18 protein-coding genes are annotated in these 21,559 nt (G+C 70.9%); 6 read left to right on the forward strand and 12 right to left on the reverse strand.

Going from position 1 to position 21,559, the window contains the following annotated elements; genetic code table 11:
• Positions 1–3: 3 nt before the first annotated feature.
• Together NUT86_RS38360 and NUT86_RS38365 are read right to left on the reverse strand one after the other, a co-directional pair.
• Positions 4–1,065 (reverse strand): HpcH/HpaI aldolase/citrate lyase family protein, encoded by a 1,062-nt coding sequence (locus tag NUT86_RS38360; protein ID WP_018091952.1) that lies wholly within the window; start codon positions 1,063–1,065, stop codon positions 4–6.
• A gap of 203 nt (positions 1,066–1,268) precedes the next feature.
• Positions 1,269–2,567 (reverse strand): glycosyl hydrolase family 28-related protein, encoded by a 1,299-nt coding sequence (locus tag NUT86_RS38365; RefSeq protein ID WP_274740001.1) that lies wholly within the window; start codon positions 2,565–2,567, stop codon positions 1,269–1,271.
• 40 nt (positions 2,568–2,607) lie between these two features.
• Here NUT86_RS38365 and NUT86_RS38370 point away from each other — a divergent pair, with 40 nt between their 5' ends.
• The gene (locus tag NUT86_RS38370) at positions 2,608–3,339 is read left to right on the forward strand and encodes a CDP-alcohol phosphatidyltransferase family protein (RefSeq protein ID WP_274740003.1); all 732 of its coding nucleotides are present in this window, start codon (positions 2,608–2,610) and stop codon (positions 3,337–3,339) included.
• A 66-nt stretch (positions 3,340–3,405) separates the two neighbouring features.
• Here the strand turns inward: NUT86_RS38370 and NUT86_RS38375 are convergent, their stop codons facing one another.
• From NUT86_RS38375 to NUT86_RS38395, 5 genes are all read right to left on the reverse strand, one after another.
• The gene (locus NUT86_RS38375; RefSeq protein ID WP_018091949.1) at positions 3,406–3,834 is read right to left on the reverse strand and encodes an adenylyltransferase/cytidyltransferase family protein; all 429 of its coding nucleotides are present in this window, start codon (positions 3,832–3,834) and stop codon (positions 3,406–3,408) included.
• Between the two features lie 22 nt (positions 3,835–3,856).
• A complete protein-coding gene (locus NUT86_RS38380) occupies positions 3,857–5,398 on the reverse strand; it encodes a hypothetical protein (protein ID WP_037742748.1) in 1,542 nt (513 codons plus the stop codon).
• Positions 5,399–5,486: 88 nt separating this feature from the next.
• Entirely contained in the window at positions 5,487–7,058 is a 1,572-nt protein-coding gene (locus NUT86_RS38385) for an oligosaccharide flippase family protein (RefSeq protein ID WP_274740006.1), read from the reverse strand.
• Positions 7,055–8,737, reverse strand: coding sequence for a polysaccharide biosynthesis tyrosine autokinase (locus tag NUT86_RS38390; RefSeq protein ID WP_159483901.1), 1,683 nt, complete (start codon positions 8,735–8,737; stop codon positions 7,055–7,057). The genes NUT86_RS38385 and NUT86_RS38390 overlap by 4 nt, the downstream gene beginning before the upstream one ends.
• Complete coding sequence (locus NUT86_RS38395; RefSeq protein ID WP_018091945.1) at positions 8,734–10,239, reverse strand: hypothetical protein; 1,506 nt, start codon at positions 10,237–10,239, stop codon at positions 8,734–8,736. The genes NUT86_RS38390 and NUT86_RS38395 overlap by 4 nt, the downstream gene beginning before the upstream one ends.
• Before the next feature lie 185 nt (positions 10,240–10,424).
• Between NUT86_RS38395 and NUT86_RS38400 the strand changes: the two genes are divergently transcribed.
• Positions 10,425–11,636: a glycosyltransferase gene (locus NUT86_RS38400; RefSeq protein ID WP_020397760.1), complete on the forward strand. Its 1,212-nt coding sequence runs from the start codon at positions 10,425–10,427 to the stop codon at positions 11,634–11,636.
• A gap of 38 nt (positions 11,637–11,674) precedes the next feature.
• Here the strand turns inward: NUT86_RS38400 and NUT86_RS38405 are convergent, their stop codons facing one another.
• From NUT86_RS38405 to gmd, 3 genes are read right to left on the reverse strand one after another with little or no spacing between them, the layout of a single operon-like run.
• Entirely contained in the window at positions 11,675–12,799 is a 1,125-nt protein-coding gene (locus NUT86_RS38405) for a glycosyltransferase (RefSeq protein WP_274740009.1), read from the reverse strand.
• On the reverse strand, positions 12,796–13,332 hold the full coding sequence (locus NUT86_RS38410; protein ID WP_274740011.1) for a DapH/DapD/GlmU-related protein: 537 nt from the start codon (positions 13,330–13,332) through the stop codon (positions 12,796–12,798). The genes NUT86_RS38405 and NUT86_RS38410 overlap by 4 nt, the downstream gene beginning before the upstream one ends.
• On the reverse strand, positions 13,329–14,342 hold the full coding sequence (gene gmd / locus NUT86_RS38415) for a GDP-mannose 4,6-dehydratase (RefSeq protein ID WP_018091941.1): 1,014 nt from the start codon (positions 14,340–14,342) through the stop codon (positions 13,329–13,331). The genes NUT86_RS38410 and gmd overlap by 4 nt, the downstream gene beginning before the upstream one ends.
• Positions 14,343–14,521: 179 nt before the next feature.
• On the opposite strand from gmd, the gene NUT86_RS38420 reads away from it, so the two are divergent.
• Positions 14,522–15,466, forward strand: coding sequence for a GDP-L-fucose synthase family protein (locus NUT86_RS38420; protein WP_266440084.1), 945 nt, complete (start codon positions 14,522–14,524; stop codon positions 15,464–15,466).
• A 70-nt stretch (positions 15,467–15,536) separates the two neighbouring features.
• Here NUT86_RS38420 and NUT86_RS38425 read toward each other — a convergent pair whose 3' ends face one another.
• Positions 15,537–17,042, reverse strand: a complete 1,506-nt coding sequence (locus tag NUT86_RS38425; RefSeq protein ID WP_266440086.1) for a sugar transferase — start codon at positions 17,040–17,042, stop codon at positions 15,537–15,539.
• 280 nt (positions 17,043–17,322) lie between these two features.
• Here NUT86_RS38425 and NUT86_RS38430 point away from each other — a divergent pair, with 280 nt between their 5' ends.
• Together NUT86_RS38430 and NUT86_RS38435 are read left to right on the forward strand one after the other, a co-directional pair.
• A complete protein-coding gene (locus tag NUT86_RS38430; RefSeq protein WP_026170026.1) occupies positions 17,323–18,000 on the forward strand; it encodes an AIM24 family protein in 678 nt (225 codons plus the stop codon).
• A 511-nt stretch (positions 18,001–18,511) separates the two neighbouring features.
• Positions 18,512–19,240 (forward strand): ribonuclease H family protein, encoded by a 729-nt coding sequence (locus NUT86_RS38435; RefSeq protein ID WP_018091937.1) that lies wholly within the window; start codon positions 18,512–18,514, stop codon positions 19,238–19,240.
• Here NUT86_RS38435 and NUT86_RS38440 read toward each other — a convergent pair.
• Positions 19,237–20,460, reverse strand: coding sequence for a GDSL-type esterase/lipase family protein (locus NUT86_RS38440; protein WP_274740015.1), 1,224 nt, complete (start codon positions 20,458–20,460; stop codon positions 19,237–19,239). The two genes, NUT86_RS38435 and NUT86_RS38440, sit on opposite strands and share 4 nt — an antisense overlap.
• Positions 20,461–20,552: 92 nt before the next feature.
• On the opposite strand from NUT86_RS38440, the gene NUT86_RS38445 reads away from it, so the two are divergent.
• The gene (locus NUT86_RS38445) at positions 20,553–21,524 is read left to right on the forward strand and encodes an NAD-dependent epimerase/dehydratase family protein (protein ID WP_274740017.1); all 972 of its coding nucleotides are present in this window, start codon (positions 20,553–20,555) and stop codon (positions 21,522–21,524) included.
• Positions 21,525–21,559: the final 35 nt, after the last annotated feature.

The raw sequence follows: 21,559 nt of genomic DNA on the forward strand, positions 1-21,559 counted from the left end.
GTCTTACTCCTTCTCGGCCGCGGCGTAGGCGTCGCGCAGCTCGGGGTCGCGGGCGGCGAGGGCGTCGGCGAGTTCGGCGACCACCTGGCACTGCTTGTACGTGGCGTCATCCTGCATCTTGCCGTCGATCATCACCGCGCCGGTGCCGTCGCCCATCGCCTCGATGACCCGGCGGGCCCAGGCGACATCGGCGGGTGCGGGCGAGAAGACCTTCTTGGCGATGGCGATCTGCACCGGGTGCAGGCTCCAGGCGCCGACACAGCCCAGCAGGAAGGCGTTGCGGAACTGGTCCTCGCAGGCGGTGGTGTCCTTGATGTCACCGAACGGCCCGTAGTACGGCAGGATGCCGTGCGCCGCACAGGCGTCGACCATGCGCGCCAGGGTGTAGTGCCACAGGTCCTGCTGGAAGGTGGCCCGCGGTGCCGTGCCGTCCGCGCCGTGCGGGTCCTCCCGGACCAGGTATCCGGGGTGACCGCCGCCCACCCGGGTGGTCTTCATCCGGCGGCTGGCCGCCAGGTCGGCGGGGCCGAGCGAGATGCCCTGCATCCGGGGGCTGGCTCCGGCGATCTCCTCGACATTGGCGACACCGGTCGCGGTCTCCAGGATGGCGTGCACCAGGATCGGCCGCCGGATCTGTGCCTTCGCCTCCAGCTGGGCGAGCAGCCGGTCGACGTAGTGGATGTCCTCGGCGCCCTCGACCTTGGGCACCATGATCACGTCCAGCTTGTCGCCGATCTCGCCGACCAGCGTCAGCAGATCGTCCAGCGCCCACGGCGAGTCCAGGCTGTTGATCCGGGTCCACAGCTGGGTGTCGCCGAAGTCGGTGGCCTGGGCGATCTTCACCAGGCCCGACCGGGCGGCTTCCTTGCGGTCGGCGGCGACCGCGTCCTCCAGATTGCCGAGCAGCACGTCCACGGTGGGCGCGATGGCCGGCACCTTGGCGGCCATCTTCTCGTTGCCCGGGTCGAAGAAGTGGATCATCCGGGACGGCCGGAACGGTACCTCGCGTACCGGTGTGGGCGCCCCGACGGCCAGCGGGCGGAAGAAGTCCTTCGGAGAACGCATGCAGTCTCCCTGGTCGGCTCGGAGGGCGGGCCGCCGCCGGTGCCCGGCGGCGCCATTGCGGCCCTCACTCTAGGCCCGACCAGGGGCAACATTACTGACCAGTACGTGTGCCGTTGGTCACCGTCGGCGAGGAAGCGGGCCGCGGACGCACAGGCCGTCAGCGGCGTTCCCGCACCGTCGGGTTCCCGCCCACCGCGGCCCGTTCAGGCCCCCAGACAGTCGACGAACTTCACCCGGCCGTCCGCGCCCTTGATGAAGTCCTGCGGGGAGTGATTGCGCAAGCGGCACATGTCGTAGCGCGCCCGGGGGCCGGCGCCGCCCCCGTCCTGCTCGTAGGAGTGCTGCCCGGACAGCTGGCAGGAGTCGTACCGCACGAGCGGGCCCCGGGAGCCGATGCGGTAGCGATGGGGGCTGCTCTCCTCGGCGAAGGACTTGAAGGCGTTCGCGGTGTCGTCACAGTCGTTGAAGTGCACCGTCCCGCTGTCCCAGGCGCAGTCGATCACGACGGTGTCCGGGTCGCGCACCTCGAAGCGGATGTCCTCGGCGTGGAAGCGCTGTACGGAGTCGTGGTGCGGACCGCGCGGGAAGCGGAAGAAGGTGCTGGTGCGCCCGTAGTCGGCGGAGTCCTCGGGGCGGCGGCCGGTGACGATGTAGGAGCCGCCGCGGCAGGTGATGGAACCGCCGTAGGGGAACTCCAGGAAGTTGCCCCAGGCGTACTCGACCTTCATGTCGTTGAACCAGTAGTTGAGGAACTGGTCCTGCTGGCGGTGGCTCAGCGACTTCTCGGACAGTCCGGAGTACAGGAACGCCTTGCGGTAGGCACCCCCCACACGGCAGGCGTCCCAGCGCATCTCCGAGTTGGTGTTGCTGCCGTCGAGCGCCAGGCCGTAGGTCCACTCGCCGGTCCACTCGCATTCGGTGAAGCGGTAGTCCTGGGCCTGGCCGGTCGAGTAGGAGTAGAAGAACGAGGCGCCGGGGGTGGCGGCGACAAAGCCCAGCTGCTCGAACATCACATTCGCCCAGCTGTCCTCGTTGCGGCACAGATAGGCGTTGTCGGCCTCGGCCGGTGCGAAGAGCAGCTGTGTCATGCGTTTGCCGGCCCCGCGGAACCGTAAGCCATTGGCCTTGAGCTTTCCTCCGGTGGCGTTGAGCAGGGCGTGGGGCTTGCGTATGAGGTAGGTGCCGGCCGGTATGTCGATCACGGTGCGGCCGATGTGGTCCCACACCCGGCCGGCCGCGTAGGAGTACGCGCGGGCGAACGCCCGGCTGTCGTCGGTGCGTCCGTCGCCCTTGGCGCCGCAGTCCGCCACCACGTCGATGACGTCCTTGCCCTTGGGCTTGTGGCCGGTGACCACCGGGACCCTGGCGTCGTCGGACGACTGCCGGGTGGCAGGGGATGCCGGCTCACACCCGGTGAGGGCGGCCGCCAGTGCCGCGGCCGTACCGGCCAGCACTGTCCGGCGATCGGCGCCACCGGTTGACGGAGAGGTCCTGCCTGCCATGATGTTGCTCCTTCGGGGGTCCATTCATCAGGTGGGGGACATGAGCCAGTTCGGATATGCGATCAGACAGCTGTCTGCGGCCCAGAAATCCGCGAAGGGAGTGTCCCTGTACTCGCGTTATGTGAACCGGCCGGCCGGCCGGGTGTTGGCCGCCGCGGGCTACACCATGAAACTGACGCCCAATCAAATCACCATGATCAGTGCGGTGTTCACCTTTGCCGGTGTGGTCATGATTGCGGTGCTCCGCCCCTCGCCCGCCGCGGCGGCCGGCATTTTCGCGGCGCTGGTCCTCGGTTTCGCCCTCGACTCCGCCGACGGGCAGCTCGCCCGGCTGACCGGAACCGGCAGCGCCGCGGGGGAGTGGCTGGACCATGTGGTCGACTGCGCGAAGATGCTCGCCCTCCACATGGCCGTACTCATCTCGTTCTACCGCTACTTCGGCTTCTCCGACCCCAGGTATCTGCTCCTCCCGGTCGTCTTCCAGTTCGCCGCGGTGGTGGTCTTCTTCGGCGGCATCCTCACCGAACAGCTCAAGCGCGCCGACCGGTTGCGGAGCGGTGCGGGCGGTGCGGCGCCCTCGGCACCCGCCTCCACGCTGCGTTCCGTCGCCCTGCTGCCCGTCGACTACGGGGTGTTCTGCGCCCTGTTCCTGCTGTTCGGCAGCCAGGATCTGTTCCTGGCGATGTACTGCGTCCTGTTCGCCGCCCATCTGCTGTTCATGGTGGCGTTCCTCGTGAAGTGGTACCGAGAGTTGTCCGTCCCCGGCCGCTGACAGGCCGGGGACGGACACCTCACCGGAGCGGGCGCCCCGGGCCGGGCACCGGATCAGTTCCTCCGGTCACGCCGAATTCGCCAGCCCGTCGAGCACCTTGCGCAGCAGGGTGCTCGACGTGTGCACGGTGTAGGGGAAATAGACCACCTCGACCCCGACCGTCGCGAAATCCCGTTCGAGCTTGTCGCCCTTGCTCGTCCCCCGCCAGTCGTCGCCCTTGAAAATGACGTCGAACCGCACCTGCTGCCATGTCTCCAATTTGTCGGGCACCGTCTCGACGAATGCCGCGTCCACGAATCGGACGCTGCGTACGATCTCCAGCCGCTCGGTCAGCGGAATGACCGGTGCCTGCCCTTTCGCCTGCATCGCCATTTCGTCCGAGACGACGCCGGCCACCAGATAGTCGCACTGACTTTTGGCGTGCCGGAGAATGTTCAGGTGTCCGACATGGAAGAGGTCATAGACCCCCGGCGCATAACCTACTCGGTGCGTCATTTACCCCCCACTCGGCGTTCGGTCAGTTTCTGGCGGTCACATAGACCGGGCCGTTGCGCCCGGACACATTCGTGCCGTCGGTGACCTCGATCGAGTACCGGTGCTGAGCCCCGGGCTGCACGGTGTCCGTGTAGCTCATGTTGGGGCGGTTCCAGTAGCGCGAATCCTGGTTGAGCGAGGTCAGGTACTCGCCGTCGCGGTAGATCTTGTAGGTCAGGACACCGTCGTCCCGGTCCCACGAGGCCTTCCAGTTCAGCGTGATCTTGCCCCGGGACCCGCTCGCACCGCTGAGCAGCGGCACCTGCGGCGCCCCGGTGTCCGGCCCCGCAGCGAACCGGGTCAGACCCTGCTGCGGCGCGTCGTTGACGGTGGTGAACTCGCCGCCCGCCCACAGGATGCCGTCCCCCACGGTCAGCGCCCGCGGGCCGATCTGCTCGCCGATCCCGTCGTTGGTGTCCGGGAACCACGGCAGGATCGTCTTGTCCGAGATCGACTGCGCCAGGAAGTGCTGACGGTTGCCGATGTCGGTGAAGCCGCCCGGGGTGTTGGAGCAGTCGTGCGCATGGGAGCCGCTGTAGAGGACGCCCTTGTACGGCAGGACCGCCTGGGTGGCGCCCAGGCAGGTGTCCTTCCAGAGCTGCGAGCCGTCCGACAGCCGTCCGGCCGCGCGGCCGTCGAAGACCCCGCCGCCGGTGCCCTCGGCGCCCAGATAGAAGTTGGTCCCGTCGTTGACGAGCGACTTGACCGCCGACCTCTGGGGAATCCAGCCGGCGAAGGAGTTGACGACCCGCCCGGTGGTCGCGTCCAGCCCGGCCAGCGCGTGCACGCTCAGCCAGCTGCCGTTCACCGAGGTGAACCGGCCGCCGATGATGACCTTGTTGAGCTGGGGGGCGACCGTGATGGCGTTGACCGCCGGTGTGGGGTCGTTGCCGACCGAGGAACCACGGATCGTCGCCTTGAACGGGAGCAGCTCGCCGTCGGGCCGCAGCGCGGCGATCCGCTCGCGGGTCTGTCCCTGGACGGTGTCGAAGCCGCCGCCGATGTAGACGGTGTCGGCCGTGACGTCCAGGGCCCGGACGGTCGAGCTGACCGTCGGCTGCCAGTCCGCCCCGATGGTGCAGTCGGCGGTGTTGAGAGCGGCCGTGTTGGACCGGCCCACCGGGCCGGCCTTCCCGAACGAGCCGCCGATGTAGATCTTCGAGCCGTCGGGCGAGGCCTTCATGGCCCGGACGGTGCCCGTGCCGCCGGTGAACGCCGGGGCGCACGGCAGCGGTTCACCGGTTTCGGCGTCGAAGGCCGCGAAGTTCTTACGGGCGAGCTCTCCGGTGGAGCCGGGCGCGGCGCCCGGCGGCCGGATGTGGCTGAAGGTGCCTCCTACGTAGACGATGCCCTTGGCATAGGCCATGGCCCACACGATGCCGTCGGTCTGCCAGGTGCTCAGCGGATCGGCGGTGAGGGTGGTTTCACCGGCGGCCTGAGCGGGTCCGGCGGAAAGGGCCGTCGATGCGGTGCCCAGCACCGCGGCGGCGAGCAAGAGATGGACAGGTCTGCTTCTTTGGCGCACAGGTCCCCCCTGGAAGCATGGCGCGATCGGAATTGTCAGGGTAGGACGTGGGAACGCGACGAGTTCTGTGCGGAAATGGGACCGGTGTTCACGGTGAGTTTCCCGAACCACGCTTGCGCAGCGCCCCGAAGAACTCCCCTACCCCCAGCGGCAAACGATAGCGCCAGACGGCCGCGCCGAAAGCCCCAATGGCTAAAACAATTCCCAAAAGCGTACCGGGAAGGCTGTCCCCGAAAAGCGTCCGCAGGGCGAACACCGGGAGCGCCACCGTCACGATGCCGATCGCCGCGGCGTACAGATAGCCCCGGTCGACGGTGCGAAAGCCCAGGCGGTAGCGGGCCAGCAGCGCCGAGGCACCGTTGTCCACCACGATCGCCAGACCCCAGGACACCGCCGCCCCCAGCACCCCGTACCGCGGCACCAGCCATACCCCGCTGCCCAGTTGAACCGCGAACGCGGTGCCCGCAACCACCAGATTCCAGACGCTCCGCCCGGCCATGAGGATGACCGTCTGCGCATTGCCGACGCCGACATTGACCAGACAGGCCGCCGCCAGCACCACCAACCCCGCCGCGCCCTCGTCGAAGCCGGGCCCGAAGAGCGACAGCACGGTCCGTGGGTAGGCCGCGAGGACCAGGAAAACGGGCCAGGAGAAGAGCGCGATCCAGCGTGTCGACAGCCGGTGCAGATGATGGGCGCCGTGGGTGTCACCGCCCGCCAGCAGCCGGCTGATCTGCGGTGCCACCGCCAGCCTGATCGCCAGCTGGAGCAGCGACCCCGCGGTGACCAGACGCCCGATCGCCGTGTAGATGCCGGCGTCGGTGCCGGTGCCCAGCACCGACAGCAGGATCACCCCGATCCACACCGCGGTGATGTCGAAGACGGAGGAGACCGCCCGCGGTCCGGCGAAGGCCCAGAACTCCCGTGCCTGCGACGGCGGTTGACCGGAGCCCGGATGCGCACGGCGGGACCGGCGCAGCGAGACGCAGGCGGCCACCGCACCCAGCACCCCGGGCGCCAGCCAGGCCGCGGAGAGCCCGGTCACGCTCGGTGCGAGCAGGGCCAGCGGCACCGCGAGCAGCACCCGCACGGCCGGTTTCCCGATCTGCTCCACGCCCACGAAGGGCACCACCGAGCCGTACCCCCGGGTGGCCCCGAGCAGCACCAGCGCCACCGTCGTCACCGGCAGAAAGACCGCGAACAGCCGTATCAGCGCGGCGGCCTGGCCCGGGTCCAGCTCGGGCAGCAGCAGGCCGGCGAGCCCGGGGGAGCACAGCAGGACGGCCGCCCCCGCGGCGCTCGCCAGCAGCGTCGGCAGGACCGAGATCCGCAGCAGTGCCGGTACGCCGGCCCCGCCGCTGAGTTCCAGGTCCCGGGAGACGAAGCGGACCAGCGCGGTATCGGCCCCCAGCTTCAGCGCATTGCTCAGGATGGTGAAGGCCGCGACGCCCGTGAAGACCGCCCCGGCCCCGCCGGCCCCGAGGCCATGGGTGATGACGGCGACCAGGACGAACCCGAACAGCGCGTTGGCGGCCGAGCCCGCCAGACCGAAGAGACTGCCGCGGGCGGTCGAGCCCACCCCGCGCCCGCCGGCCGCGGCCCCTCCCGGCGCCGCGGGCGCGGACCGGCCGTCCGCACCCGCCGGACGGATGGCCGTCACCTGCGCAGCGAGGTGGTGTCGGAGTCGAGGGGCGTTCCGTCCTGCGGTGCCGGGCCGAGGCGGGGCGGCGGCGGGCCGGGCCGGGGCGGCGGTGCCACCGCGGCGGCCCGTGGGCGGCCCCGGCCACGCTTGCGGTGCGTCGGCCCGCCGTCCGTCAGCCGGCGCAGCGACGTCGCGCGGCTGCCCTTGTCCAGGACGGCCCCCAGGATGTGCCCGCCGGCGCCGGTGATCAGCTCCCACACCCGGTCCAGATCGTCCCGGCGGACCTCGTTGAGATCACAGACCACGACGACGCCGGCCGCCTGCTTGGCGACGGCAAGCCCGTCCGCATGTGACAGCAGCGGCCCGGTGACGACCACGACATTCTCGTTCGGGCCGGACGGTGTGTTCAGCAGCCGCGCGAACCGCGGTGAGGACAGGGTACGTGCCGGGTTGGGCACCTCCCGGCCGGGCAGCAGATCGAACCGCCCGTCCACGCCCGCGTCCACGGCGAGCCGCTCGCCGTCCGCCCAGCTGCCCGGCACCGGACGCCCGTGGCCGGGGTGCAGCGGGAGCCGCTGGGCGAGCTGCGGAGTGCGCAGATCAGCCTCGACCAGCAGGATGTCGTTGCCGATCTCGGCGAACGCACCGGCCAGGTTGACCGCGACCGAGACGGCCTCCGCGTTCTCCCGGGGCGAGACGACCAGCAGACTGCCACGTCCCGCGAAGCGCTGGTCGTGCACCAGCCGGAATGCGATCGTCCGGTAGGCCTCCGCACGGTTGCCGCGGCCGGTCCGCCCGACCTCCAGCAGCTCCGTACCGCCCTGCCGGCGCGGCAGTATGCCGAGCACCGGTGCCCGCAGATTGTCCTGTACATCCGCCACCGACCGGACCCGCGGCTCCAGCACCGAGCGGATCCAGGCCGCCAGGATGCCCAGCACCAGACCGACCACGGCCCCGGCGAGCAGCAGCACGACGAGACCGGGGCTGGACGGGAAGGCCGGCGGATCGCCCTTGCGGACGATGTCACCGGGCGTGGTGTCGAGGGACTTCAGGCTGGAGATCCGCCCCTGCAGATCCGCTATCTCCGACACCAGATTGCTGCGCTCGGACTCGTCGGTGGCCCGTCCCGCCGCACCGCCCCCGCCCGCGATCCGCCGGTCCAGCACCTTGCGCTGTTCCTGCAGCGGTTTGAGTTCGGCGCTCAGCTTGCCGACGGTCTTGTCTATCCGCTGGGTCGCCGCGTCCTGCCGGTACTTCAGATACGCCTGCACGAAGGCGTTGACGAGCGCGGACGCCCGGTCCGGGGAGTCCGCGCTGTACTCGAACATCAGGGTCTGGGTCTCGGGCGGATTGCTCACCCGCAGATCGCGCTGGAGCGTGGCCGGATCGGTCGCCAGCTTGAGGGCCTTGCCCGCGCGGGCCGCGACCGAGGCGCTCTGGGCGATCTGCCGCTCGGTGCCCATGCTGATCTGCTTGTCCACCGAGACCCCGCCGGCCTCGAAGGGCGCCGTACTGATCGCATGGACCACGACCTCGCCGGTCGCCGTATAGGTCGAACCGCCGAGCAGGGACACGGCGCCACCGCCGAGCATGCCCAGCACCAGCCCCAGCACGACCAGGGCGCGATACCGGAAGAGCTGGCGCAGCTGGTCCCGGATCTGGTCCGGCTCCTCCGCGGGCTCGTCGAAGACGCTCACGTACGTGCTCCTCCTGTGGGTAGAGGCAAGGCGGCGCGGTGCGCTGGTGACGTCGAGGCGCACGCGGGGTCCTCAGCGGACGGCGGAAGGGCCCGCCGTCCCGTTTTACGGGTGATCAGTAGCGGGACGCAGACCAGCAGTGCGAGCGGGCCCACGATGGCCATCAAACTGCCGCGCAGCAGCACCAGTTGGTAGAAGCCGAAGGCCGGTACCAGCAGGGCCGCGAGGGTCCCCGGGCGCCGCCGCAGCCGGTGCCGGAGGTTGTCGATGCGCCGCCCCACCGCGCCGATCAGGCCGAAGACGGCGATGACCGACGGGAAGCCGGCCCACATGTACGACTCGATCCACAACGGCGCGGAGAGGTTCTCGAAGGTGTAGCCGGCGTGCCGGGCGAGCAGGATGCCCGCGTCATCGGGCTTGCCGGGCCAGACGGCACGCGGCACGAAGAACAGCGGGGGGCCCAGCGCGGCCGTCGGGGTGAAGCCATGGGTACGGACGTAGTCCACGCCCGTCTCGATCTGCTGGAACGCGTCATAGTCACCGTTGGACGTGAACTGCTCGGCGAGCGAGACGACACGGACGGCTTCCCGCTTGTCGTAGCGGAAGTAGTCGCTGTACGGGAAGACCACCAGCACCACGGCGGCCACCACCGCCGCGCCCATCCGGAAGGCCCGCGGTCCGCGCAGCCAGGAGGCGCTGAAGAGCAGCGCCAGCAGGACCGTTCCTGCCCAGAAACGCGGCTGGCTGATGGGGTTGTTGACCACCACGTTCACCGCGATCAGCAGCGGGAGCAGCAGCCACCGTAATCCGCGCAGGGTCCGGTCGCCGGCGGTGAACCGCGGTACGTGCACCAGCCCCACCAGCGCCCAGAAAGCCGGCACCGACAGGGCCCAGGCGGCCATCGCCCGGTCCGCGGACGCGGCCGGCGCAGCCTGCGCCGCCGCCTCGTTGGCGGCCTGCCGGCTGAGGAAGAACGCCGACAGCCCGCCCTGCCCCGGGATCAACGCGACCGCCAGCAGCAGCGCCAGACCGCACAGCAGCAGCACCCGCCCCGGCGACAGCCGCCGGGCAAGGAGCGGTTCGAGGACCGTGGAGGTGCGCGCCGACCGCCAGGACGCCACCGCCGACCCCGCGCTGTAGGCGAGAAGTCCCGTCTCCACCACGGCCGTTGTCACGAACGCGGTGTTCGCGTCCACGACAAAACCCCGCGGGTACGCGTCCGTCGCGAGCATCGCCAACGGCGCGAGTCCCAGCCACACGTAGGAAAAGAGCCAGAAACCGAAGGCGATCAGCCGTGCCCGGACGTCCGTCAGCACCCGGGCCAGCGCCGCACCCGTGTGCACCACCACCACGCACTGCACGGCCAGCGCGGCACCGAAACGGGCGTCGAGCGACTGCAGGATCAGCACCGGCAGCAGCACCACCAGCAGCAGCGCCCAGCAGCACAGTGCGGCGATGCCACGCACCGGCTCCGCGGTGCCCGGACGTTTCCCGTGCAGCATCGGCCCACCTCCCCCCAACTCCCCACCAGCGACCACAATCTAAGGGACATCGGGAAACAAGGTCGCCTTCGGGACACAATCGCAACGCAATTCACAGCCCGCGGGCCCCGACGGGCTCCTACGATGACCGCACATCCAGAGGGGGGCCTTTCGTGGAAGACTCGTTCGCGGGCCGGTGCGTGCTTGTGGTCTCGACCAACTACGCACCCGAACACACCGGCATAGGGCCGTACTCGACACAGATCGCCGAGCACCTGGCCGCATCCGGCGCCGACACCCATGTCCTCGCGGGCATGCCGCACTACCCCGCCTGGCGGGTGGCGGACGGCTATCGCGGCCGATGGCGCGTCCGGGAGCGCCGCGGCGGGGTGACGGTGCACCGCCGGCGGCACACCGTTCCGCCGCACCAGACCGCCCTGCGCCGGGCGTTGTTCGAGGCGAGCATCCTGGCCCACAGCGCCATGGCACCACCGCGCATCCGCCCCGACGTGGTGCTCACCCAGATGCCCAGCCTGGCCGGGGGAGTGCTGGGCGGGCGGCTGGCGCGGCAGGCCGGGGTACCGCATGTCGTGATCGTCCAGGACCTGATGGGGGCCGCCGCCGAGCAGAGCGGCATCCAGGGCGGGGGCCGGGCCGCAGCCCTGGCCGGGGCGGTGGAGGCGCGGGTGCTGCGCCAGGCGGCCGTCGTCGGGGTGGTGCACGAATCGTTCGTGGACCGGGTCACGGCGATGGGCGTGCCGCGCGGACGGGTGCATGTGGTGCCCAACTGGACGCATGTGCAGGGCCCGACCGGCGACCGGGACCGCACCCGGGCACGACTGGGCTGGTCCGACGGCGAGACCGTGGTGCTGCACGCAGGCAACATGGGCCTCAAGCAGGGGCTGGAGGTACTGGTCGAGGCCGCGCGGCTCGCCGATCAGGAAGCCGCGCCCGTGCGGTTCGTGCTCATGGGGGACGGCAATCAGCGCGCGCACCTGCAACGGCTCGCCGCGGGCGTCTCCGCGCTGTCCTTCCTGCCGCCCGCCGACGCCGAGGACTTCCCCGAGGTGCTCGCCGCCGCCGATGTGCTCGCGGTGACCCAGAAGGCCTCCGTGCTGGACATGAGTCTGCCGTCCAAGCTGACCTCGTACTTCATGACGGGCCGGCCGGTGATCGCCTCGGTGGCCGCCGAAGGGGGCACCGCCCAGGAGGTCCTGCGCTCGGGTGCCGGGACGGTGCTCGCACCGGAGGACCCGAAGGCGCTGCTGGCGGAGGTCCGTGCGCTCGCCGACGACCCCGGGCGGGCGGCCCGGCTGGGAGCCCGGGGCCCGGAGTACGTCGAGCAGCGGCTGAGCAGCCGCGCCGGTCTGGAGCGGATCACCGAGCTGCTGCGGATCGCCAGGGCAGCCGGCCGGTAGCCAGAGGCGGCGGGGGCCAGGGCCCCCCCCGCCCCCGGTCACCCGCCGCCGGGCCGGGCGAGCGACCCGTACCACTCCTCCAGTTGGTCGGCCACGGCCGTGAGGGAGAACTCCGCCTCGACGGCCGCATGGCCGGCGCGGGTGACGCGCTCCCGCAGCGCGGGGTCCTCCAGGAGCCGCAGCACCGCGTCCGCCAGCTGTTCCGGCGAACCGTCGGTCACCACAGCGGCCTCGCGCCGCCGGAGCGCACCGGCGATCCCGCAGCTGTCGGTGCAGACCACCGGGGTGCCCACGGCCAGGGACTCCAGCACACTCATCGGGAACGGCTCGTCGACGCTGGGCAGCACGTACACGGTGGCCTGCGCCGTCCGCCGCACCGCGGCGTCGTGGTCGAGGGCCCCGCCGTACGTCACCACGTCGCCGAGCCCCTCCTCGGCGATCAGCCGCCGGACCTCCGCGAGCCGTCCCTCGTCCGAACCGTGCAGGGTGAAGGACACCTCGGGCCGTTTGCGGTGCACCAGCGCCGCCATCCGCACGAAGGCCTCAGGGCGTTTGCGGCTCTGCAGACGCGCGAGGAACAGCACATCCGTACTGCTCCGCTCCGCGTCGGCCGGGCGGGAGCGGACCCCGTTGGGGAGTCTGACCAGCCGCGGTCCGCGCGGGCCCAGCACCTGCCGCAGCCCGGCCTCTTCCTCGTCGGTGAGGACCAGTGCCGCGGCCGCCCGGCGCAGCAGCGGGACATAGACCCGGTCGAAGAGCCGGGCCACGGCCGAGCCGCGGGGCTGGACCATGCCATGGGTCTGCACGAGGAACGGGCGGCGCCGCACCGCGGCCACCACGAGCGCGGCCAGGGACACCAGGTCCCGCCCGGCGTGCAGATGCACGGCGTCGGCCTTGCCCACCCGCCGCCAGAGCGCGGGCAGCAGCCCCGGGTGGAACAGACCGAGGAAGCCCTGCCCCGGCACCAGAGTGCGGGCGGTCCAGGCGTGCAGCGGTACCCCGTCCACGGACCGCGGGGGTGCGCTCCGGCCCCGCCACAGCGAGACCAGCCCCACCTCGTGCCCCCGCGAGGCCAGTTCGCCCAGCTGCCCGGTGGCCACGCTCACCGGACCGCCGTAGGCCCCGTCGTCGCTGACCAGCGTCACGACATGGGTGATCCTCATACGGCACCCCCGGTGGTGTGCACGGCCCCCGGCGGCACATCGCGGTGGGCGACCGCACCGGCCCCGACCACCGCATCCGCTCCGACGGTGACCCCGCGCAGCACCATGGCGCGGGCGGCCACCCAGGCCCCCGGCTCCAGACGGATCGGAGCGTTGTCGAACTCGAAGGTGGGGGAGCGGCGTTGGTGGCTCCCGGTGCACAGCAGGGCACCCTGGGACACACAGACATCATGGCCGATAGTGATCGGTTCCAGGTTGATCAGCCAGGAGTCCTCACCCACCCAGACGTCGTCGCCGATCGTCAGCTTCCACGGCCACTGCACCCGCACCCGGTGCCGGATGAGCACCCGGGCGCCGACCCGGGCACCGAAGGCCCGCAGCAGCGGGGGCCGCAGCCGCGGCGGGCACCACCACTTCATGAACAGGACGTTGAGCACGACGAACCAGGCGACCTGGGTCAGCAGCCCCCGGCCCTTGTCGTAGCCGGCTCCGGTGAAGCCGCGCAGCCGGCGGTCGGTGGCGGTGACCGTCATCGGTCCACCCGCACCCGGTGACCGGAGAGTTCGTCCTCCAGCTGCCGTATGTCCGACTCCACCATGATCCGGGCGAGTTCGTCGAACTGTACCTTCGCCGACCAGTCCAGCAGGCTCTTGGCCTTGGACGCGTCGCCGATGAGCGCGTCCACCTCGGAGGGCCGCTCGTACTTCGGGTCGAAGCGCACACTGCGCTCCCAGTCCAGCCCCACCGCGTCGAAGGCGGCCTGCAGGAAGTCCCGTACGGTCGCGGCCACCCCGGTCGCCACCACATAGTCGTCGGGCTCGTCCTGCTGGAGCATCCGCCACATGGCCTCCACGTACTCCGGGGCGTAACCCCAGTCGCGGACGGCATCGAGGTTGCCGAGGTAGAGGTGCTCCTGCAGGCCTGCCTGTATGCGGGCCACCGCACGGGTGATCTTGCGGGTGACGAAGGTTTCGCCGCGCCGCGGGCTCTCGTGGTTGAAGAGGATGCCGTTGACCCCGAACAGGCCGTACGCCTCACGGTAGTTGACCGTGGACCAGTACGCCATGACCTTGGCGCAGCCGTACGGGCTGCGCGGATGGAAGGGCGTCGCCTCGTTCTGCGGCGGCGGGGTGGCGCCGAACATCTCCGAGGACGAGGCCTGGTAGAGCCGGGTCTGCACGCCGCTGGCGCGGATGGCCTCCAGCAGGCGTACGGCGCCCAGCCCGGTCACATCGCCGGTGTACAGCGGAGCGTCGAAGGAGACCCGGACATGGGACTGGGCACCGAGGTTGTAGACCTCGTCGGGCTGCACATCGCGCAGCAGATTCACCAGGGCCACCCCGTCCGACAGATCGACGTGGTGCAGCAGCAGCTTCCGGTCGGGGGTGTGCGGGTCCTGGTAGATGTGGTCGATGCGCTCGGTGTTGAAGCTCGACGAGCGTCTCATCAGCCCGTGCACCTCATAGCCCTTGCTCAGCAGCAATTCGGCGAGATATGACCCGTCCTGACCGGTGATTCCGGTGATGACCGCGGTTTTCGGCATGGCTTCCCCCCACGAGAAGTGATGTGCATCGGGATCGAACTTGATGGATTACCCACGCGCCGGCGGACCGCGGGGCGTGGACGCTACCCGCTCCGTCGCCGCTGGTCGAGAGCGATGGGTGGCAGATATTTCCTGAAATAGCCGGTGGGCGTATCGGGTTGACTGACACAATCCGGCCCATGGATGACTTGCTGCCCACACCCGCTCGCGTGTTTGTCGCGGGCCACCGAGGCCTGGTGGGATCCGCCGTGGCCCGGCGGCTGTCCGACCGGGGCTATGACGTGCTGACCCGTACCCGCGCGGAGCTCGACCTGCGGGATGCCGGGGCCACCGCGGCCTATCTGCGCTCGGCCCGCCCCGACGCCGTCGTCCTGGCGGCCGCCAAGGTCGGCGGGATCATGGCCAACAGCACCTACCCCGTGCAGTTCCTGGAGGACAATCTGAGCATCCAGCTCAGCGTCATCGCGGGCGCGCACCAGGCCGGGGTGCGCCGACTGCTGTTCCTCGGATCGAGCTGTATCTACCCCAAGCACGCCGCCCAGCCCATCACCGAAGACGCCCTGCTGAGCGGGCCGTTGGAGCCCACCAACGAGGCCTACGCGCTCGCCAAGATCGCCGGCCTCGTCCAGATCCGCTCCTACCGCCGGCAATACGGTGCCTCCTTCATCTCCGCCATGCCGACGAACCTCTACGGGCCCGGCGACAATTTCGACCTCGAGACCTCGCATGTGCTGCCCGCCCTCATCCGCCGGTTCCACGAGGCGAAGGAGCAGGGACTGGCGGAGCTCACCCTCTGGGGCACCGGCACACCGTTGCGCGAGTTCCTGCACGTCGACGATCTGGCCGCCGCCTGCGAGGTGCTGCTGCGCCGCTATGACGGCGACGACACGGTCAACGTCGGCTGCGGAACGGACCTGACCATCGCCGACCTGGCCTCCTGTGTCGCTTCCGCGGTGGGCTACGAGGGCCGGATCGCCTTCGACCCGTCCCGCCCCGACGGCACCCCGCGCAAGCTGCTCGACATCAGCAAGATGCGTGCCCTGGGCTGGTCGCCCACCATCCCGCTCGCCGAGGGCATCGCCCGGACCTACCAGGCATGGCGCGAGGAGCCGGCCACGGTGTGATCGCCCCTGCCTCGTGCTGTGCGCCCGGCGCCCGCCTCTCGGCGAGGCGCCGGACGCACACCGGAGCCCGCTAGTACGCACCGCGCCCGTCCACGACGGCACGCACGGTCCGGACCAGCACACCGATGTCGCGGGTGTAGGACCAGTTGTCCACATAGCTCAGATCCAGGGCGACGGTCTCGTCCCAGGTGAGATCGGACCGCCCGCTGACCTGCCACAGACCGGTCAGACCCGGTTTGACGGACAGCCGACGGAGCTCGGTCCCGTTGTACCGCTCCACCTCTTCCGGCAGCGGAGGCCGCGGGCCGACCAACGACATATGGCCGGCCAGGACATTGAACAGCTGGGGCAGTTCGTCCAGCGAGAAGCGGCGCAGCACCCGGCCCACCGGCGTCACCCGCGGATCCCGCCGGATCTTGAACATCGCCCCGTCGTGCTCGTTCGACGCCTCCAGCGCGGTCCGCATCCGGTCGGCGGTGACGACCATCGTGCGGAACTTCCACATCCGGAACGGCATCAGATCCTGGCCGACCCGGATCTGCCAGTAGAACACCGGCCCACTGGAGGTGAGCCTTATCGCCGCCGCCACCAGGGCGAACACGGGGGAGAGCAGCATCAGCAGCAGCAGCGCTCCCAGCCGGTCCGTGATCTGCTTCAGCAGCACCGGCATCCCCCGCCGCGCCGCCGGGTCTATGTGCATCACCGTCAGGCCCGCCGCCTTCGCGAGCCGGACACGATGCTGCGACACATCGATCAGGCCCGGCAGTATGGCCAGATTCCGGCCTCCGTCATGCAGGGCCCAGGCGAGCCGCCGCACCCGCGCCGCGGACAGCTGACGGCCCGGCGCCACGAAGACGAGATCGGCGTCGAGTTCGGCGGCGCACCCGAGGACGGTCTCGCCGTCCAGTGCCGCTTCGGGTGTGTTCCCGTCGGACGCGAGCCGGGCAGGGACCGGCACCGCCGAGTCGGTGGTCTCCTCGCCGACGAGACAGCTGCCGACGACGACATATTCATGATCGGTACGGTGTGCCAGCTCCGCGAGCACCACATCGACGGCGCCCGCCTCCCCGACGATCAGCACCCGGCGCAGCGCCTGCGCGCGACGCCGGATGGCCAGCAGATACCGGTGCACGAGCTTGCGCCGGGCCACGCCCAGTGCCAGGCACGGCAGCAGCGCGAGCACACAGACCTTGAGCGAGACCTCGACCCGCGCCGCGACGCAGACGACGGCCAGCACGCCCAGCATGGTCAGCCAGTCCCGCAAGACCGGCAGCACGGCATCGTCACCGGCCGGCTCCTCCCGGCTGTAACGATTCTTCGATGCGCCGACGGCCAGCCATGACGCACTGGCCAGCGCCGCGGTGAGCAGTGGCTGCGGCTGCTGTGTCACGGCACAGAGCAGCCCCACCGGCAGCAGGACACCCCCTGTGTCAACGGCTAACGCCAGCTGCCGCAGCCGCCGTTCCGTCGGCTTGTTTCTGCCTTTCCCGCCGCGTTCCGGTACGCGGTCCAACTCGGCTGCTGTCCCGGCAGGTGAATCAATCACCCTTGCTCCGGCAGCTTCGAACAACCCCATGGCCCCCCACTTGGTCGTCCCCTTCACTTCCGGCGCGGTTGGAGCCCCCCGGCCACACAACCGCCCCCGTGTCGGACGTGACGCTAGAGCACGCTGCGCCCGACTGCTGTGGTTTACCTATTTTGAGTGTTCTTGTGTCCCATTGTTTACAAGCGCGTGACCACGTGATCCGGTTTCGGCCGGGGCCCGGAGGCCGGCGCGGGGCGGGGCCGCGGCCTTCCGGCAGCCGCCGCCGGACGTTTCCGGTGTGCCCGGCAATGCCCTGGATAGCATGCCGGTCATGAACAGTGATCTCTTCGCCTCGGAGCACATGGCCCAACCGGCCACGGCGCCCGGAATGACGCAGCAGAACGCCAAATCGCTCAAGTACGCGCTGGACGGCGAGTGTTATGCCCGCCAGGGCGCGATGATCGCCTACCGCGGCGATCTGCAATTCGAGAAGCAGGGGCAGGGCATCGGCAAGTTCCTCAAGCGCGCGGTCACCGGCGAGGGGCTGGCGCTGATGGCCGTACGGGGCCGTGGCGAGGTGTGGTTCGCGCACGAGGCCGCCAATTGTTTCATCATCGACCTCGCCCCCGGCGACGGCATCACCGTCAACGGCCGGAATGTGCTGTGCTTCGACCCGTCCCTCTCCTACGAGATCAAGGTCGTCAAGGGCGCCGGCATGGCGGGCGGAGGGCTCTTCAATTCCGTCTTCAGCGGCCAGGGCAAGCTGGGCGTGATCTGCGAGGGCAACCCCATCGTGATACCCGTGTCCCCGCAGTCCCCGGTCTTTGTCGACACCGACGCCGTGGTCGGCTGGAGCAGCGGTCTGCAGACCTCGCTGCAGCGTTCGCAGAGCCTCGGCTCCATGCTGCGCGGCGGCTCCGGCGAGGCCGTCCAACTCCGCCTCGACGGTGAGGGATTCGTGATCGTACGGCCCAGCGAACTCCGCCCGGAGAAGGAATCCGGCAACTGATCTGGATCAGCCCCGCGCCCGCGGGCCAGACGTGCGTCCAGCCAGTCGAAGACCCGCTGCTCACCGTCGGCAGCGCTCCGGAACGGCCCGGCGGGCTGACGAGGTAGCCCGGCAGCGAGATCCCTTCGTAGGGGATCGCGACCCGCTCGGCGGGCGGGTCCCAGGCCGCCGCGAAGTGGTCGAAGCAGTCGTGGTGCTCCGTGAAGAGCTCGCCCAGCCGCGCCTCCGGATCGGCGCAACCGTCGACGGCCACCAAGGCCGTACCGAAGTAGCCCGCCGCCCGCAGGAACGCGTCCCTGGCACTGACCGCCCGCCCCTCAGCGGCGCACTTCCCGGCCTGGGCGCGGACCGTGCCCGCGAGCGCGGCCCAGGTCGACACCCAGGTCTCGGCATCGCCGTCCGCAGTGGCGTAGGAGCCCCCCGCTGAGGCGCACGCCGGGCCGCCCGGCGCCGGGCGGCCGCGCGCCGCGAGTCCGCGGAGGCGGCTTCGCGCGACGCGCCGCTGCCTGGCATGATCGCGCCCATGGCTGAACGCGTGATCGCCGCCTGTGACGGCGCCTCGAAAGGAAACCCCGGGCCCGCGGGCTGGGCCTGGGTCATCGCCGACGATGCGGAAACCGTCGTCCGGTGGGAGGCCGGGCCGCTGGGCACCGCGACGAACAACGTCGCGGAACTCACGGCGCTGGAACGCCTGCTGACAGCCACCGACCCGGCCGTCCCGATGGAGATCCGGATGGACTCCCAGTACGCGATGAAGGCCGTCACCACCTGGCTGCCCGGCTGGAAGCGCAAGGGGTGGAAGACGGCCGCGGGCAAGCCGGTCGCCAATCAGGAACTGGTCATGAGCATCGACGCGCTGCTCACGGGCCGCTCCGTGGAGTTCCGGTACGTCCCCGCGCACCAGGTCGACGGCGACCCGCTCAACGACTTCGCCGACCGTGCGGCGAGCCAGGCGGCGATCGTCCAGGAAGCCGCAGGCAGCGCCCTCGGCTCCCCGCAGCCGCCGCCCGCCCCCGATGCCGTACGGCCCGCCGCCACCCGCCGGCGCACCTCCGGCCCGGCGGCGAAGAAGGCCTCCGCACCGCAGCGCCGCACCTCGGGGAAGCCGACGCGCACCCTCAACGCCAAGTTCCCCGGCCGCTGCCGCTGCGGTCGCTCCTACGCGGCGGGCGAGCCCATCACCAAGAACCCGGACGGCTGGGGACATCCCGCATGCCGCTCCGGGGCGGGGGAGGACTAGGCACCCACGGCCGCGAACGGGCCGTCCGGGCCGAAGGCCAGGGCGGCGAAGCGTTCGCCGAGGCGGCGGTGGGTGGCGGCGTCCGGGTGGATCTGGTCGGGCAGTGGCAGTTCGGCGAAGTCCGCCTCGCCGTAGAGGTCGCGGCCGTCGAGATGGTGCAGGTTCGGGTCGTCGGCTGCCCGCTGCTTCACCAGGTGGGCCAGTTCGTCCCGGATGACGTTGAGCGTCAGCTTTCCGGCGGCCCGCTCCGCGGGGTCACCCGCGGCCTTGAACTGGAGCTTCCCCTCGCCGAGGTTGCTGAAGTCCGGGGCGCTGGGGCCGGGGGTGTCCTCGTGGATGGGGCACAGGATGGGTGAGACGACCAGCAGCGGAGTGGTGGGATGGCCCTCGCGGATGGTGTCGAGGAAGCCGTGCACCGCCGGAGTGAAGGCGCGCAGCCGCATCAGGTCGGAGTTGACCAGATTGATGCCGATCTTGACGCTGATCAGGTCCGCGGGGGTGTCCCGCAGGGCGCGGGCGGTGAACGGGTCGAGCAGGGCGCTGCCGCCCAGGCCCAGGTTGGTCAGTTCCACGCCGCCGAGGGCGGCGGCCAGCGCGGGCCAGGTGGTGCTGGGGCTCGCGGCGTCGGAGCCGTGGCTGATCGAACTGCCGTGGTGCAGCCACTTCTTGCGGCCACCCTCCGGCAGGGGCTCGACGGGGGCATCGGTGCGCAGGGCGATCAGCTGGGTGATCTCGTTGTGCGGCAGCCAGACCTCGACGTCCTTGACGCGGTCGGGGAGACCGGCGAACCGGGCGGTGCCGGCCGGGCCGGGCCGGGTTTCCGCCGTCCCGGTGGTCATGTCCACCGTCACGACGTTGCCGCCGGTCACACTCGCCTGCCCGGTCAGCTGCCCGTCGACGAACAGGTCGTAGACGCCATCGGGCCGGGGCGGGGCGCCCTGGTAGGCATTCTTGGTGCGCAGCGCATCCAGCTCGACGGCGGTGGCCCGGGTGCGGAACACCAGCCGTACGCCCGAGGGCTGGGCCTCCGCCATGGCCAGCAGCCCGTCGGCACACTGTGCGCGGGCCCGGGCGGGCAGCCGGTGCGGCAGCACCCCGTGCTCGGTGTGCTCCAGATCGAGCGCGCCGCTAAGGAGATCCGCGGTAACGGGCGTGGTGATCCAGCCAGTTGCCGGGGGTGTGGCGCCGGGGCGGGGGACGGACGCAGACTGAGAACTCATGGTCCCAGCCTGTCAACGGGATACCTGATCCGCACATCATTTTCCGGCCCCTCGCCTCCGCCGTGACGTCCTGGTCGCTAGCGTCGAGGACCATGCGGATTCTGGTACTGGGCGGGACGTCGTTCGTGGGCCGCGCCATCGTGGACGATGCGCTGCGCAGCGGCGCCGAAGTGACCTTGTTCGGCCGGGGGAGGACCGGAACGGAGCTGTTCCCCGGGCTGACCCGGCTCATCGGTGACCGCGACACCGGCGACTACGCGGCGCTGCGCGACGGGAGTTGGGACGCGGTCGTGGATGTCAGCGGCTACGTGCCACGGCATGTCGGGCAGGCGATGGACGCGCTGGGGGACCGGGCCGGGCGGTATCTCTTCATCTCCAGCCATGCGGTGTACCGGCGCGAGGGTGTGGGGCCGGGGTCGACCGAGGACACCCCGCGCCGACCGCCCGTGCGGGACACCGAGGAGCTCAGCGAGGAGACCTACGGTCCGCTCAAGGTGGCCTGCGAGGACGATGTGGTGGCCCGGTACGGCCCACGGGCGACGGTGGTGCGGCCGGGGAAGGTGGCCGGGCCGCACGATCCGACGGAAGCCCTCATGTACTGGGTGCGCCGGGCCGCGCGCGGCGGACGGGTGGCACTGCCCGCCGACCCCGGACAGCCGGTGCAGCTCGTCGACTCGCGTGATCTGGCCCGTCTGGTGGTGCAGTTGCTCGCCGACGCGCGGCCGGGTGCCTTCCACGCGGTGGGGCCGGACGAGCCGGTCACCCTTGGCGGGCTCATCGAGACCTGTGCGCGGGTGGCGGGCGCCGAGGTCGAGATCGTTCCGGTGTCGCCCGACGGACGGCCGCCGATGTTCCCGCTCGTCCGGCCGGACCGGACGTCACAGCAGCGCAGTCCGGCGCGCGCCCGGGCGGCGGGCCTGCCCACGACCCCGCTGGAGGTGACCCTGTCCGACGTCCTGGCCTGGGACCGCGGGCGTGGTGAGCCGCCGCTGCCGGGCGGTTACTCCTCCGAGGAGGAGCGTGCGGTGCTCGCGCGGCACGACGCCGGGGCCGTCGACGGGTGACCGGCACGGGCCCGGGGGAGTCCGAACCGCGCTCG

It is taken from the genome of Streptomyces sp. G7(2002) (genome assembly GCF_028870195.1).
GTDB lineage: Bacteria > Actinomycetota > Actinomycetes > Streptomycetales > Streptomycetaceae > Streptomyces > Streptomyces nigrescens.

Excerpts from the sequence above, each read along its gene's own strand:
- NUT86_RS38445 (WP_274740017.1), top strand. The coding sequence starts at position 20,553 with ATGCGGATTCTGGTACTGGGCGGGACGTCGTTCGTGGGCCGCGCCATC.
- NUT86_RS38360 (WP_018091952.1), bottom strand. The coding sequence starts at position 1,065 with ATGCGTTCTCCGAAGGACTTCTTCCGCCCGCTGGCCGTCGGGGCGCCC.
- NUT86_RS38440 (WP_274740015.1), bottom strand. The coding sequence starts at position 20,460 with ATGAGTTCTCAGTCTGCGTCCGTCCCCCGCCCCGGCGCCACACCCCCG.
- gmd (WP_018091941.1), bottom strand. The coding sequence starts at position 14,342 with ATGCCGAAAACCGCGGTCATCACCGGAATCACCGGTCAGGACGGGTCA.
- NUT86_RS38395 (WP_018091945.1), bottom strand. The coding sequence starts at position 10,239 with ATGCTGCACGGGAAACGTCCGGGCACCGCGGAGCCGGTGCGTGGCATC.
- NUT86_RS38410 (WP_274740011.1), bottom strand. The coding sequence starts at position 13,332 with ATGACGGTCACCGCCACCGACCGCCGGCTGCGCGGCTTCACCGGAGCC.
- NUT86_RS38425 (WP_266440086.1), bottom strand. The coding sequence starts at position 17,042 with ATGGGGTTGTTCGAAGCTGCCGGAGCAAGGGTGATTGATTCACCTGCC.
- NUT86_RS38365 (WP_274740001.1), bottom strand. The coding sequence starts at position 2,567 with ATGGCAGGCAGGACCTCTCCGTCAACCGGTGGCGCCGATCGCCGGACA.
- NUT86_RS38435 (WP_018091937.1), top strand. The coding sequence starts at position 18,512 with ATGATCGCGCCCATGGCTGAACGCGTGATCGCCGCCTGTGACGGCGCC.
- NUT86_RS38375 (WP_018091949.1), bottom strand. The coding sequence starts at position 3,834 with ATGACGCACCGAGTAGGTTATGCGCCGGGGGTCTATGACCTCTTCCAT.
- NUT86_RS38430 (WP_026170026.1), top strand. The coding sequence starts at position 17,323 with ATGAACAGTGATCTCTTCGCCTCGGAGCACATGGCCCAACCGGCCACG.
- NUT86_RS38370 (WP_274740003.1), top strand. The coding sequence starts at position 2,608 with ATGAGCCAGTTCGGATATGCGATCAGACAGCTGTCTGCGGCCCAGAAA.
- NUT86_RS38405 (WP_274740009.1), bottom strand. The coding sequence starts at position 12,799 with ATGAGGATCACCCATGTCGTGACGCTGGTCAGCGACGACGGGGCCTAC.
- NUT86_RS38420 (WP_266440084.1), top strand. The coding sequence starts at position 14,522 with ATGGATGACTTGCTGCCCACACCCGCTCGCGTGTTTGTCGCGGGCCAC.